The sequence below is a fragment of the Denitratimonas organivorans genome (assembly GCF_037478135.1).
Classification (GTDB): Bacteria; Pseudomonadota; Gammaproteobacteria; order Xanthomonadales; family Xanthomonadaceae; genus Denitratimonas.
In genome coordinates this window covers 18,111-32,314 of the sequence record NZ_JBBHDV010000007.1, presented here as the reverse complement: position 1 = coordinate 32,314, position 14,204 = coordinate 18,111, and the positions used below count along the sequence as shown (strand labels likewise).

The following is a 14,204-nucleotide window of genomic DNA, read 5'->3' as shown; positions in this document are numbered from 1 at the left end:
TACGATGGAAGTGTGCTGCACCGCAACATGGTTGCCCCCCGATTCTCACAGCTGTTATGATTCACAGGCTTAGCAGGACGTTCCTCCGCAGCAGCATGCGGGCGCCGTCCCGAATCCGGAAGTCAATCGTGCTCAATTCCGTGGCCCATGGCCGACAGCAGGCCCGCAAGGTTCTGATCGTCCAGCTGGCCGCAGTGGTTGCGTCCGCGCTTCTGCTCTGGTTCGTCAGCCCGGCGCATGCGCTGGCGGCGGCCCTCGGAGGTGGAGCGCTGGTGCTGGGTTCGGGCGTGGCGGCATGGCTTGCCCTGTCGGGACAGGCGCCGGCAGCAGCCGGGCTGGCGCTGGGGCGGTTGCTTGCGGGCATGGTGTTCAAGTGGCTGGTGCTGATTCTTGCGCTGGCACTGGGCGCCGCAGTGTTGAAGCTGCCGCCCATCGGCCTTGCCGCCGGTGTTGCAGCAGCGCTGGTGGCACAGGTCGTGGCATTGCTGCGGCATTGATATCCAACAACTTTCCGGGGTTCAGGACACATGGCGGGCGAGGCGGAACTCACTCCGACAACGTACATCCAGCATCACCTTCAGAATTTGGTGATGCCGGTGGGCGAAGGTACTTTCTGGACGCTGCATCTGGACACCCTGATCACTTCGGTGCTGATGGGCCTGCTGATCGTGTTCGCGTTCTGGATGGCCACACGCAAGGCCACCGCCGGGGTGCCGGGCAAATGGCAGGCCTTCGTCGAGATCCTGCTCGAGTTCGTCGATCGCCAGGCGCGTGACACCTACCACGGGACCAGCAAGCTGGTGACGCCGATCGCGATCACGCTGTTCTTCTGGATCCTGCTGATGAACATGATGAAGTTCATCCCGGCCGATTTCATCGCCAAGCCGCTGGAGCTGCTTGGTGTGCCGTACTGGAAGCCGGTGCCGACCGCCGACGTCAACGCCACACTGGGCATGTCGATCAGTGTGTTCTTCCTGATGCTGTTTTTCGCGCTGCGCTCCAAGGGCCTGTTCGGCTTCGGCAAGGAGTTCCTGACCGCGCCGTTCGGCAAGTGGATGATGCCGTTCAACCTGATCCTCAACATCGTCGAGTGGATCTCCAAGCCGATCTCGCTGGCGATGCGTCTGTTCGGCAACATGTTCGGTGGCGAAATCGTGTTCCTGCTGATCTGGGTGCTCGGCGGTGCCGGGCTGCTGGGTCTGCTGGGTGGTGCCGTGTTCGGCCTGGGCTGGATGATCTTCCACATCCTGGTCGTGCCGCTGCAGGCCTTCATCTTCATGATGCTGTCGATCGTGTACCTCAGCCTGTCCGAAGACAGTCACTGATCCTTTCCGTTTCACCTTTGTCTTTCAACCCTAGATATCCGTTCCGGAGAAAACCATGGAAACTTTGTCCGCCCTCGCTTCCGTCCAGGCCTCGACCGTTCTGGCCATCGGCATCATGATCGGCCTGGCCGCGCTTGGCGCAGGTCTGGGTCTGGCCATCATGGCCGGCAAGTTCCTCGAATCCGCCGCCCGCCAGCCTGAGCTGATCCCGGTGCTGCAGGTCCGCATGTTCATCACCGCCGGCCTGATCGACGCCGCGTTCATCATCAGTGTCGCCGTCGGCCTGCTGTTCGCCTTCGCCAGCCCGTTCCTGGTCGGCGGACTGGCACCGTAAGGTTCCGGAACGAACCCGACGGGCCTGTCGCCCGCCCACGAGGCAGCGGCAGGTTGATTGGGAAGCCTGAAGGCGTTCGCGCCGAAGGCTTCCCGAGCACAGGCAGAGCGCAACCATGAATCTCAATCTGACCCTGATCGCCCAGGCACTGGCTTTCGCCACGCTGATCTGGCTGATCGCCACCCTGATCTGGCCGCCCTTGCTCAAGGCGATCGAAGAGCGCCAGAAGAAGATCGCCGAAGGCCTGGCCGCCGCCGACAAGAGCCAGGAAAGCCTGGCCAAGGCCGAGGAGCAGGTCGCCGAGCTGCTGCGCGAGGCCCGCACCAAGGCCAACCAGATCATCGATCAGGCCAATGTCCGCGCCAACCAGCTGGTCGAGCAGGCCAAGCAGGAAGCCGTGGCCGAAGCCGAACAGCAGAAGGCGTTGGCCCAGGCCGAAATCGAATCAGCCACCTTCCGTGCCAAGGAAGAACTGCGTCGACAAGTGGCCGATCTGGCCGTGGCCGGCGCCGAGAAGCTGATCAACCGCCAGATCGACAGCACTGCCCAGAAGGCGCTGCTGGACGAGTTGGCCGGCCAGCTTTGATCCGGAGCCTGCGATGAGCACCGCCCTCACCCTTGCACGCCCCTACGCCCGTGCTGCGGTTTCGCTGGCCAGGGAACAGGGCCGCCTGAGCATCTGGTCCGACGCGCTGGGCTTTGCCGCGATGATTGCCGCCGATGAATCGGTGGCCTCGCTGCTGAACAGCCCATCGATGAGTGCCGATGCGGCGATCACGCTGCTTTCGCCCGAAGGTGAAGTGGATGCCGATTTCCTGCAGTTTTTGCGCGTGCTGTCGGCCAATGGCCGCCTGCCGCTGCTGCCGGAAATCGCCACGCTGTTCGAACAGGCCCGGGCCGAAGCGGAAAAGATCGTCAACGTCCGCGTCACCTCGGCCAGCGCGATGGATGCCGCCCAGGTCGAAACGATCAGCACCGCGCTGCGGCGCCGCTTCGGCAGCGAGATCGCATTGACCCAAGCGGTGGATCCGGACCTGATCGGTGGCGCCATCATCGACGCCGGCGACGTGGTGATCGACGGCTCGGTGCGCGGCAAACTGGACCGCCTGCGCACCACGCTCGCCCAATGACGCTTTCCTCTTGAACCTCCTCCGGCGCAGGCGCCGGATATCAGGGACACACCCATGCAAACCCAGCTCAACCCGTCTGAAATCAGTGAACTGATCAAGCACCGCATCGAGAAGGCCCAGCTTTCTGCGGAAGCGCGCAACGAAGGCACCGTGACCTCGGTCGCCGACGGCATCGTGCGCATCTACGGCCTGGCCGATGCGATGCAGGGCGAGATGATCGAACTGCCCGCCGCCGCCAATGGTTCGGCCACCTACGCGCTGGCACTGAACCTGGAGCGCGACTCGGTCGGCGCCGTGGTGCTGGGCGATTACGAACACCTGCGCGAAGGCGATGTGGCCAAGACCACCGGCCGCATCCTGGAAGTGCCGGTCGGCCCGGAACTGCTGGGCCGCGTGGTCAATGCCCTGGGCGAGCCGATTGACGGCAAGGGTCCGATCGCCGCTTCGCTGAGCGCACCCGTGGAGCGCGTCGCCCCCGGCGTGATCTGGCGCAAGTCGGTCGACCAGCCGGTGCAGACCGGTTACAAGTCGGTCGACTCGATGATCCCGATCGGTCGCGGCCAGCGCGAGCTGGTCATTGGCGACCGCCAGACCGGCAAAACCGCGCTGGCCATCGACGCGGTGATCAACCAGAAGAACACCGGCATCAAGTGCGTCTACGTCGCGATTGGGCAGAAGGCCTCGACCGTGGCCAACATCGTGCGCAAGCTGGAAGAAAACGGCGCCCTGGCGCACACCATCGTGGTCGCCGCCACCGCGTCCGAATCGGCTGCGATGCAGTACATCAGCGCCTACTCGGGCTGCACCATGGGCGAGTACTTCATGGACCGCGGCCAGGACGCGCTGATCGTCTACGACGACCTGTCCAAGCAAGCCGTCGCCTACCGTCAGATCTCGCTGTTGCTGCGCCGCCCGCCGGGCCGCGAAGCCTATCCGGGCGACGTGTTCTACCTGCACTCCCGCCTGCTGGAGCGCGCCGCGCGCGTGTCCGAGGAGTATGTGGAGAAGTTCACCAACGGCGAAGTGAAGGGCAAGACCGGCTCGCTGACCGCACTGCCGATCATCGAAACCCAGGCTGGCGACGTCTCCGCGTTCGTGCCGACCAACGTGATCTCGATCACCGACGGCCAGATCTTCCTGGAAACCGACCTGTTCAACGCCGGCATCCGCCCGGCCGTGAACGCCGGCATCTCGGTGTCGCGCGTGGGTGGTGCGGCCCAGACCAAGATCATCAAGAAGCTGTCGGGCGGCATCCGCATCGCGCTGGCCCAGTACCGTGAGCTGGCCGCGTTCGCGCAGTTCGCTTCCGACCTGGACGAGGCCACCCGCAAGCAGCTGGAGCGCGGTCAGCGCGTCACCGAGCTGATGAAGCAGAAGCAGTACGCGCCGATGTCGATCGCGCAGCAGGCGCTGTCGATCTACGCCGTCAACGAGGGTTACCTCGATGACGTGCCGGTCGCCAAGATCCTGGCGTTCGAAGCCGGCCTGCACGCGCATTTCGCGAACACTGCCGGCGAACTGATCGACCAGATCAACACCAGCGGCAACTGGAACGACGATATCGAAGCCGCTTTCAAGAAGGGCATCGAGGAGTTCAAGGCTACCGGCTCTTTCTGAGTCGGTGGGATTGGAGATTAGGGATTAGGGATTCGTAAAAGCAGGGTTCGGCACACGGAAGCGCAACGCGTTTTTCCAATCCCGAATCCCCAATCCCGAATCCCGGCGAGCGGAGCGAGCAATGGCCGGCGGCAGAGAAATCAAGACCAAGATCAAGAGCGTGCAGAACACCCGCAAGGTGACGCGTGCGCTGGAAATGGTCTCGGCATCGAAAATCCGCAAGGCGCAGGAGCGGATGAAAGCATCGCGCCCATATGCGCGTGCGATGAAGCAGGTGATCGGTCACCTGGCCCTGGCCAATACCGATTACGTGCATCCTTTCTTGGCTGAGCGCAAGGACGTCAAGCGCGTCGGCTACATCGTGATCTCCTCCGATCGCGGTCTGGCCGGCGGCCTGAACAACAACCTGTTCCGCAAGATCCTGGGCGAGCTGCGTGGCTGGCACGACAAGGGTGTCGAAGCCGACATGGTCACCATCGGACAGAAGGCGTCGGTGTTCTTCCGCCGGGTCAAGGTCAACATGGTGGGCAGCGTCAGCCACCTGGGCGACGAGCCGCGCCTGGAAGCCCTGATCGGCGTGATCAAGGTGATGCTGGACGCCTATACCGAAGGCAAGCTGGATCGCGTCTACATCGTCTACAACGATTTCGTGAACACGATGGTGCAGCGCGCCGCGTTCGATCAGCTGCTGCCGCTGCCGGCCGCTGAGCAAAGCAGTGTCAAGCACGACTGGGATTACCTGTACGAGCCGGATCCGGCCACCGTGCTGGACCATGTCATCAACCGTTACATCGAATCGCTGGTCTATCACGCGGTGCTGGAGAACGTCGCTTCCGAGCACGCCGCCCGCATGGTCGCGATGAAGGCGGCCAGCGACAACGCCAACAAGCTGATCGATACGCTGAACCTGGTCTACAACAAGGCCCGCCAGGCGGCGATCACGCAGGAAATCTCGGAAATCGTCGGCGGCGCGGCGGCGGTCTGACCCGCATCCGCACCTACTCCCGCACCCGTGTGCGGACCTCCAACATACGCATTGCATATTCAGAGCTTGAGGAAACCATCATGAGTCAGGGCAAGATCGTTCAGATCATCGGCGCGGTCGTCGACGTCGAATTCCCGCGCGACAACGTGCCGAAGGTGTACGACGCGCTCAAGGTCGATGGCACCTCGATCACGCTTGAAGTCCAGCAGCAGCTGGGTGACGGCGTGGTCCGCACCATCGCGCTGGGTTCCACCGACGGCCTGAAGCGCAACCTTGTGGCCACCAACACCGGCAGCGCGATCTCGGTGCCGGTCGGTACCGGCACCCTGGGCCGCATCATGGACGTGCTTGGCAACGCGATCGACGAAGCCGGCCCGGTCAAGGCCGATGCGCATTGGGAAATCCACCGCGCCGCGCCGTCCTACGAGGATCAGTCCTCGGCCAACGAACTGCTGGAAACCGGCATCAAGGTGATTGACCTGATGTGCCCGTTCGCCAAGGGCGGCAAGGTTGGCCTGTTCGGCGGCGCCGGCGTCGGCAAGACCGTCAACATGATGGAACTGATCAACAACATCGCCAAGGCGCACTCGGGTCTGTCCGTGTTCGCCGGCGTCGGTGAGCGTACCCGCGAGGGCAACGACTTCTACCACGAGATGATCGAGTCGGGCGTGGTCAATCAGGAAAAGCCCGAGGAGTCCAAGGTCGCGATGGTCTACGGCCAGATGAACGAGCCGCCCGGCAACCGCCTGCGCGTGGCGCTGACCGGCCTGACCATGGCCGAGTACTTCCGCGACGACAAGGACGAGAAGACCGGCAAGGGCAAGGACGTGCTGCTGTTCGTCGACAACATCTACCGCTACACCCTGGCCGGTACCGAAGTGTCGGCGCTGCTGGGCCGCATGCCGTCGGCGGTGGGCTACCAGCCGACGCTGGCCGAGGAAATGGGCGTGCTGCAGGAGCGCATCACCTCGACCAAGACCGGTTCGATCACCTCGATCCAGGCCGTCTACGTGCCGGCCGACGACCTGACCGACCCCTCGCCCGCCACCACCTTCGCCCACCTTGACGCCACCGTGGTGTTGAGCCGTCAGATCGCCTCGCTGGGCATCTACCCGGCCGTGGACCCGCTGGACTCGACCAGCCGCCAGCTGGATCCGAACGTGATCGGCAGCGAGCACTACGAGACTGCGCGCAAGGTCCAGGCCACGCTGCAGAAGTACAAGGAGCTCAAGGACATCATCGCGATCCTGGGCATGGACGAGCTGTCCGAAGACGACAAGCTGGCCGTGGCCCGCGCACGCAAGATCGAGCGCTTCTTCAGCCAGCCGTTCCACGTCGCCGAGGTGTTCACCGGCTCGCCCGGCAAGTACGTCTCGCTGAAGGACACGATCCGCGGCTTCAAGGGCATCGTCGACGGCGAATACGACCACCTGCCCGAGCAGGCGTTCTACATGGTCGGCACCATCGAGGAAGCCGTCGAGAAGGCGCAGAAGATCGCGGCTTGAAGCCGGGATTCGGGAATAGGGAATAGGGATTCGTAGAAGCGGGTTATCGCGGCGATTCGGGATGATGGTGTGGGCGGGAGCAATGCGCTCTTGCCAACCCCGAGCCCCGATTTCCCAATCCCGTTCCGAGCAAAGCGAGGAACCACAGCATGACCACCTTCCGTTGCGACATCGTCAGCGCCGAGAACGAAATCTTCCAGGGTGAGGCCACGCTCGTGGTCGCCACCGGCGAGGTCGGCGAGCTCGGCATTGCCGCACGCCATGCACCGCTGATCACCCGGCTCAAGCCCGGCAAGGTCGTGGTGACGCTGCCGCAGGGCGAACAGCTGGACTTCGCGATTTCCGGCGGCATCCTTGAAGTGCAGCCGGACGTGGTCACGGTGCTGGCCGATACCGCGATCCGCGCCGACGAGATCGACGAAGCCGCTGTCCGCAAGGCCAAGGAAGAAGCCGAGCGCGTGCTGGCCGGCCGCGGCGAGGCGATGGACCTGGCCGAGGCCCAGGCCAAGCTGTCCGAAACGCTGGCCCAGCTCCAGGCGCTGGAGCGCCTGCGCAAGAACCTCAAGCACTGAGTACAGTGCCCGGCCGCAGTCCGTACCGGGCTGCGTGCCGATGCCACGATCGCATTGGATGATCGTGCGCGCCAGGCGGCAACGCCGCCAGACAACCCAACAGGCAAACCCTGCGTGAAGCCCGGGTGGATCGCCGGGCGGCAACGCCGTGTTCGATGGCGTGACGACGTTGCTCCCTGCCGCGATGGCGGGCAGACACGGCTCGTCGTACAGGTCGCTTTCGACCCGTCGTCGGCTTTGTCTGATAATCCCGTTTTGCCCGCTGTTGCCGGGTGTCAGGAAACCTGCGCATGACTCCTTCCGATCCGATCCCTTCGTCGCTGCCGCTGCATGTGGTGATCCTTGCCGCAGGTGAAGGCAAGCGGATGCGTTCGGAGCTGCCCAAGGTGCTGCAACCGCTGGCCGGTCGGCCGATGCTGGCGCATGTGCTGGAGGCGGCGTGCGCATTGCGGCCGGCGCGCATCCATGTCGTGGTCGGCCACGGCGGCGACGCGGTGCGGGCGGCGTTTGCGCAGCAAGCGGATCTGCTGTTCGTGGAACAGACGCAGCGCCTGGGCACCGGCCATGCCTTGCAACAGGCGATGCCCGCCATTCCCGATGCGGCGCGGGTGCTGGTGCTCTATGGCGATGTGCCGCTGATCCTGCCCGACACCCTGGCGCAGGTGGTGGCCGCGCCGCGTTCCCTCGCAGTGCTGGTGACCGAACCGGCCGATCCTTCCGGCTACGGCCGCATCGTGCATGACGCCCACGGCCATGTCGCGGCGATCGTCGAGCACCGTGATGCCACGCCGGAGCAACGCGCCATCGGGTGCATCAATACCGGCATCCTGGCCGCTGATGCTGCGCCGTTGCGGCGCTGGCTGGCGGCGCTGGACTGCAACAACACCCAGCGCGAGTACTACCTGACCGACGTGTTCGGCCATGCCGCAGCAGAAGATTCGGCCGCGGCCAGCGTGCCCTGCGCCGATCCGCTGGAAGTGGAAGGCGCCAACGATCCCTGGCAGTTGGCACAGCTGGAGCGTGCCTTCCAGCAGCGCGCCGCGCGTGCGCTGTGCCTGGCCGGCGCGCGCCTGGCCGACCCGGCACGGATCGACATCCGCGGCAACGTTAGCGTCGGGCGCGATGTGCAGATCGACGTCGACGTGATCCTGGAAGGCGAGGTGGAACTGGGCGATGGCGTACACATCGGTCCCTTCACCCGCATCCGCGATGCGCGGCTGGCCGCAGGCACCCGGGTGGCGGCGCATTGTGATATCGAAGGCGCGCAGGTCGGTGAAGACAGCCGCATCGGCCCGTTCGCACGCCTGCGCCCGGGCACGGAGCTTGCGCAGGGCGTGCACATCGGCAACTTCGTGGAAACCAAGCAGATCCGGATGGGCCCGGGCAGCAAGGCCAATCACCTGAGCTATCTGGGTGATGCCGTGGTCGGGGCGCGGGTCAACATCGGCGCCGGCACCATCACCTGCAACTACGACGGCGCCAACAAGTCCACCACCACCATCGGCGATGACGCCTTCATCGGCTCCAACAGTGCGCTGGTGGCGCCGGTCAGCGTCGGAGAAGGCGCCACGCTGGGAGCCGGCACCGTGCTGACGCGCCATGCGCCTGATGGCCAGTTGACCCTGTCGCGTACCCCGCAGACCAGCATCCCGGCCTGGAAACGGCCGCTGAAAAAGACCTGAGAAACCTCAAGTCCGGACGTCGCTGTGCCGCTGCCGGACCCGGTCTGCGTGATGGCGTAGACGCCTTTGCCGTGTCTGCATCTGTTGTCTGCGCACCACAGGCACGTAAGTCATTGACGGGGATTTCTGCCGCTGCGGCTTCGTGACCGGAGTCACGTTGCCCTGCCGCGCTGCACAAAGCCAATGGCCATGCGGCCTGCACGCTGCCGTGACCCCCAAATTGGGTAGGCAACCACAACATCTTGTGTTTGACCCGGGGGGATTCCCCGGATAACTTGTGTTCCCGGTCGCAGCATCAAGCGATGCCGCGACCGGGTTTCGGCGCCACCCGGGGGGAGGGAGGAGTCGGTCCGGGAGCCGCGCGATCCAGCCCAGGTCGACGCCGCCGGCCGTCTTGTCTTTCCACCATCCGGCATGGCCGAACGACCCGCGGCAGGGCAGCAGCGCATCAGAGGACGCTGGCCCGGGGGAATGCCGCATGGTGATCCTCGTTGGATGTTTTCCGGAGAACCTGAGCTCATGCCGACCACCCAGTCCCAGCCGTCCGCCGTGTCCACGGCCGCCCAGCCGCCGCGCGACAACTTCTCGCTGACCCCGCCGCATTCCAGCGGCACGATGACCGTGACCAAGCGCAACGGCCAGCGTGAGCCGGTGGATCTGAACAAGATCGTGCGCGCCATCCAGCGCTGCAGCGATGGTCTTTACGCGATCGACCCGATGCGCGTGGCCACGCGCACGATTTCCGGGCTGTACGACGGTGCCACCACGCGCGAGCTGGACGAATTGTCGATCCGCACCTCGGCGATGCTGACCACCGAGGAACCCGAATACAGCCGCCTGGCAGCGCGCCTGCTGGCTGGCTACATCGCCAAGGAAGTCGCCGGCCAGGAGATCCACGCGTTCTCCCAGTCGGTCGCGCGCGGGCACGAGGTCGGGCTGATCAACGACCGCCTGCTGAACTTCGTGCAGACCAATGCGCGCAAGCTCAATGACGCGCTGGATGTTTCGCTCGACCTGCGCTTCGACTACTTCGGCCTGCGCACGCTGTACGACCGCTACCTGCTGCGCCACCCGCACACCCGCCAGGTGATCGAAACCCCGCAGCAGTTCTTCCTGCGTATTGCCTGCGCGCTGTCCGAGGACGTCAACGAGGCGCTGGCGCTGTACCAGCGCATGGGCAATCTGGATTACCTGCCCAGCTCGCCGACGCTGTTCAACGCCGGTACCACGCACGAGCAGCTGTCTTCGTGCTTCCTGCTGGATTCGCCGCAGGATTCGCTCGAATCGATCTACCAGAAGTATGGTGATATCGCGCAGCTGTCCAAGTTCTCCGGCGGCATCGGCGTGGCCTACACCCGGGTGCGTTCGCGCGGCTCGCTGATCAAGTCCACCAATGGCCATTCCAACGGCATCGTGCCGTGGCTCAAGACCCTGGACTCCTCGGTCGCGGCGGTCAACCAGGGCGGCAAGCGCAAGGGCGCGGCCTGTGTATATCTGGAAACCTGGCACGCGGACATCGAGGACTTCCTCGAACTGCGTGACAACGCCGGCGACGATGCACGCCGCACCCACAACCTCAATATCGCCAACTGGGTTCCCGACCTTTTCATGCGCCGGGTCGAAGCCGACGCCGAATGGTCGCTGTTCGATCCGCGCGTGGTGCCGCAGTTCACTGATCTGTACGGTGAAGCGTTCGAGCGCGCCTACGAGCAGGCTGAAGCGCAGGGCAAGGCGGTGCGCAAGGTATCGGCGCGCAAGCTCTACGCGCGCATGATGCGCACCCTGGCCGAGACCGGCAACGGCTGGATGACCTTCAAGGACAAGTGCAACCGCTCCAGCAACCAGACCGCCAAGGCCGGCAACGTCATCCATCTTTCCAACCTGTGCACCGAGATCCTGGAAGTGACCTCGGCCGAGGAAACCGCGGTCTGCAACCTGGGTTCGATCAATCTGGCGCACCACTTCAACGAGCACGGCGAGTTCGACTACGAAAAGCTGGCCGAGACCGTGCAGCTGGCGGTGCGCCAGCTGGACCGCGTCATCGACCTGAACTTCTACCCGATCGAATCGGCGCGTCGCGGCAACCTGCGCTGGCGTCCCGTCGGGCTGGGTTGCATGGGCCTGCAGGACGTGTTCTTCAAAATGCGCCTGGCCTTCGACAGCGATGCGGCGCGCGTGATCTCGAAGAAGATCGCCGCCACGATCTACTTCCATGCGCTGGAAACCTCCTGCGAGCTGGCACGCGAACGTGGCCGCCATCCTTCGTTCAGCGATACCCGCGCCGCCAATGGCGAATTGCAGTTCGACGCCTGGGGCGTGACGCCGGATGACGCCGAACGCTGGGACGGCCTGCGCGAGCGGATCAAGGAACACGGTCTGCGCAATTCGCTGCTGATCGCGATCGCGCCGACCGCGACCATCGCCTCGATCGCCGGCTGCTACGAGTGCATCGAGCCGCAGGTGTCGAACCTGTTCAAGCGTGAAACCCTGTCCGGCGACTTCATCCAGATCAACAAGTACCTGGTGGACGAACTGAAGAAGCTCGGCATGTGGACCGCCAACATGCGCGACGAGATCAAGCTGGCCGACGGTTCGATCCAGGGCATCCAGGACATCCCGGAAACCCTGCGCCACATCTACCGCACCGCATGGGAGCTGCCGATGCGTTCGCTGATCGACATGGCGGCCGAGCGCGGCGCCTACATCGACCAGTCGGCCTCGCTCAACCTGTTCATGGAAAGCCCCAACATCGGCGTGCTGTCCTCGATGTACATGTACGCCTGGAAGCAGGGCATCAAGACCACCTACTACCTGCGCTCGCGTCCGGCCACCAAGATCGCCAAGACCACGGTCAGCAGTGCCCCGGCCAAGGCCTACAGGCCGGAAGAAGCAGTGGCCTGCTCGCTCGAGAATCCGGAATCCTGCGAGGCCTGCCAGTAACACCATCCCGCCCCTCTCCCGCCGGGAGAGGGGCAAGGGCGCGGCGACGCCCTGTTCCCTCGCCGAACCGTCATCCGGCGCCATGCGCCGCCTTCTCCGCAGCGGAGAAGCGATAGGAGATCCACCATGTCCGCACAACCTTCCCGCAACCAGATGCTGCTTGATCCCGGCTTCGAACTGACCCTGCGCCCGATGCGCTATCCGCAGTTCTACGAGATGTACCGCAACGCGATCAAGAACACCTGGACGGTCGACGAGATCAACTTCCAGATCGATATTTCCGATCTGCACGACAAGATGTCGCCGGCCGACCGCCATCTGATCCACCGCCTGGTCGCGTTCTTCGCCACCGGCGATTCGATCGTGTCCAACAATCTGGTGCTGAACCTGTACCAGCACTTGAACGCGCCCGAAGCGCGCATGTACCTGTCACGCCAGCTGTACGAGGAAGCGCTGCATGTGCAGTTCTACCTGACCCTGCTGGACAACTACCTGCCCGATCCGGACGAGCGCACCAAGGCGTTTGCCGCAGTCGAGAACATCCCCTCGATCAAGACCAAGGCCGATTTCTGCTTCAAGTGGATCGATTCGCTGCAGGATCTGAAGCGCATCGAAACCCGTGAGCAGCGCCGCCAGTTCCTGCTCAACCAGATCTGCTTTGCCGCCTGCATCGAGGGCCTGTTCTTCTTCGGCGCGTTCGCCTACGTGTTCTATTTCCGTTCACGCGGATTGCTGCCGGGCCTGGCGTCGGGCACCAACTGGGTGTTCCGCGACGAATCGGCGCACATGGAGTTCGCGTTCGAGTCGGTGCGTACCGTGCGCGAGGAAGAGCCGGATCTGTTCGACGATGAAATGAAGCAGCAGGTCTACGACATGCTGGCCGAAGCGATCGAATGCGAAGTGCAGTTCGCCGAGGACGTGCTGTCCGGCGGCGTGGCAGGCATTTCGACCCGCGACATGCGCCAGTACCTGCAGCACTGCGCCGACAACCACTTCGCCAAGCTCGGCATGGAGAAGGTCTACAACGTGCGCAACCCGCTGCCGTTCATGGAACTGCAGGACGTGCAGGAACTGACCAACTTCTTCGAGCGCCGCGTGTCGGCCTATCAGGTCGGCGTGCAGGGCGAAGTCTCGTTCGACCAGGCGTTCTGACGCCACCCGTGTCCGCCCTCCGCCCCGGCCCGCGCCCGGCAGCTTGCCGCGCGGGCCGGGACGGTTTTCCGGCCCTGCGCCCGCGTGCGCCATTACACTTGGCCGGATGAATACCCCGCACGACTCCACCCTGGGCCAGGCCACGGTCTATCCGACCGCCTACGATCCCGGCCTGCTGTTCCCGATTGCGCGCGCCCAGGGCCGGGCCGCGCTCGGCATCCACGCGGCACCGCCCTTCCATGGCGTGGATGTGTGGAATGGCTACGAACTGTCCTGGCTGGACCGCCGCGGCAAGCCGCAGGTGGCGCTGGCGCAGTTCCGCATTCCCGCCGACAGCCGCTGCCTGATCGAATCCAAGAGCTTCAAGCTGTACCTGAATTCCTTCGCCTCCACCGCGCTGGACGATGCCGCGCAGCTGCGCCAGCATCTGTTGCAGGATCTGTCGGCTGCGGCCGAAGGCGCGGTCGAGGTGGAACTGGTGCCGGCAGCGGCGTTTTCCGCCCAGCGCATCGAGGAACTGGAAGGCGATTGCATCGACGATCTGCCGCTGACGATCGAACATTACGGCCCGCCCCGGCCGGATTTCCTGCGCGCCGATGACCGCCAGCGGGTCGAGGAAGCCCTGGTTTCGCATCTGCTCAAGTCCAACTGCCCGGTCACCGGCCAGCCGGACTGGGCCAGCGTGCAGATCACCTATGCCGGGCCGCGCATCGAGCGCGAAGGATTGCTGCGCTATCTGGTCTCGTTCCGCGAGCACAGCGATTTCCACGAGCAGTGCGTGGAACGCATCTTCTGTGATCTGAGCGCCTGCTGCGCCCCGGCGCGACTGGCCGTCTACGCGCGCTACACCCGGCGCGGCGGGCTGGACATCAACCCCTGGCGCAGCAGCGAACCAGGCCTTCCGCCCAATCCGCGCTGCGCCCGCCAGTAGTCCGACGACGGCTGCGCGGGGCGGCTATAGT

At 64.6% G+C, this 14,204-nt stretch carries 13 protein-coding genes; all 13 read left to right on the top strand.

Features of this window, described 5'->3' with window-relative positions; translation table 11 throughout:
* Positions 1–128: 128 nt before the first annotated feature.
* The 13 genes from WDB66_RS08900 (at position 129) to queF (ending at position 14,173) form a co-directional block, all read left to right on the top strand.
* Positions 129–497, top strand: coding sequence for a hypothetical protein (locus WDB66_RS08900; protein WP_339398203.1), 369 nt, complete (start codon positions 129–131; stop codon positions 495–497).
* Between the two features lie 30 nt (positions 498–527).
* Positions 528–1,325 (top strand): F0F1 ATP synthase subunit A, encoded by a 798-nt coding sequence (atpB, locus tag WDB66_RS08895; RefSeq protein ID WP_339398202.1) that lies wholly within the window; start codon positions 528–530, stop codon positions 1,323–1,325.
* 55 nt (positions 1,326–1,380) lie between these two features.
* Positions 1,381–1,659, top strand: a complete 279-nt coding sequence (gene atpE, locus WDB66_RS08890; protein WP_339398201.1) for a F0F1 ATP synthase subunit C — start codon at positions 1,381–1,383, stop codon at positions 1,657–1,659.
* A 115-nt stretch (positions 1,660–1,774) separates the two neighbouring features.
* Positions 1,775–2,245, top strand: a complete 471-nt coding sequence (locus WDB66_RS08885; protein WP_339398200.1) for a F0F1 ATP synthase subunit B — start codon at positions 1,775–1,777, stop codon at positions 2,243–2,245.
* Between the two features lie 13 nt (positions 2,246–2,258).
* Positions 2,259–2,789, top strand: a complete 531-nt coding sequence (locus WDB66_RS08880) for a F0F1 ATP synthase subunit delta (protein WP_339398199.1) — start codon at positions 2,259–2,261, stop codon at positions 2,787–2,789.
* 54 nt (positions 2,790–2,843) lie between these two features.
* Positions 2,844–4,406, top strand: coding sequence for a F0F1 ATP synthase subunit alpha (gene atpA, locus WDB66_RS08875; RefSeq protein ID WP_339398198.1), 1,563 nt, complete (start codon positions 2,844–2,846; stop codon positions 4,404–4,406).
* 121 nt (positions 4,407–4,527) lie between these two features.
* Positions 4,528–5,391: a F0F1 ATP synthase subunit gamma gene (atpG, locus tag WDB66_RS08870; RefSeq protein WP_339398197.1), complete on the top strand. Its 864-nt coding sequence runs from the start codon at positions 4,528–4,530 to the stop codon at positions 5,389–5,391.
* An 80-nt stretch (positions 5,392–5,471) separates the two neighbouring features.
* Positions 5,472–6,896, top strand: coding sequence for a F0F1 ATP synthase subunit beta (gene atpD, locus WDB66_RS08865; RefSeq protein ID WP_339398196.1), 1,425 nt, complete (start codon positions 5,472–5,474; stop codon positions 6,894–6,896).
* A 149-nt stretch (positions 6,897–7,045) separates the two neighbouring features.
* Positions 7,046–7,468: a F0F1 ATP synthase subunit epsilon gene (locus tag WDB66_RS08860; protein WP_339398195.1), complete on the top strand. Its 423-nt coding sequence runs from the start codon at positions 7,046–7,048 to the stop codon at positions 7,466–7,468.
* Between the two features lie 290 nt (positions 7,469–7,758).
* Positions 7,759–9,150 carry a bifunctional UDP-N-acetylglucosamine diphosphorylase/glucosamine-1-phosphate N-acetyltransferase GlmU gene (gene glmU, locus WDB66_RS08855; RefSeq protein WP_339398194.1) on the top strand — a complete coding sequence of 464 codons (1,392 nt, stop codon included), beginning with the start codon at positions 7,759–7,761 and terminating at the stop codon, positions 9,148–9,150.
* Between the two features lie 615 nt (positions 9,151–9,765).
* A complete protein-coding gene (locus WDB66_RS08850) occupies positions 9,766–12,090 on the top strand; it encodes a ribonucleoside-diphosphate reductase subunit alpha (RefSeq protein ID WP_339398327.1) in 2,325 nt (774 codons plus the stop codon).
* Positions 12,091–12,216: 126 nt separating this feature from the next.
* Positions 12,217–13,242: a ribonucleotide-diphosphate reductase subunit beta gene (locus WDB66_RS08845; RefSeq protein ID WP_339398193.1), complete on the top strand. Its 1,026-nt coding sequence runs from the start codon at positions 12,217–12,219 to the stop codon at positions 13,240–13,242.
* A 106-nt stretch (positions 13,243–13,348) separates the two neighbouring features.
* A complete protein-coding gene (queF, locus tag WDB66_RS08840) occupies positions 13,349–14,173 on the top strand; it encodes an NADPH-dependent 7-cyano-7-deazaguanine reductase QueF (protein ID WP_339398192.1) in 825 nt (274 codons plus the stop codon).
* Positions 14,174–14,204: the final 31 nt, after the last annotated feature.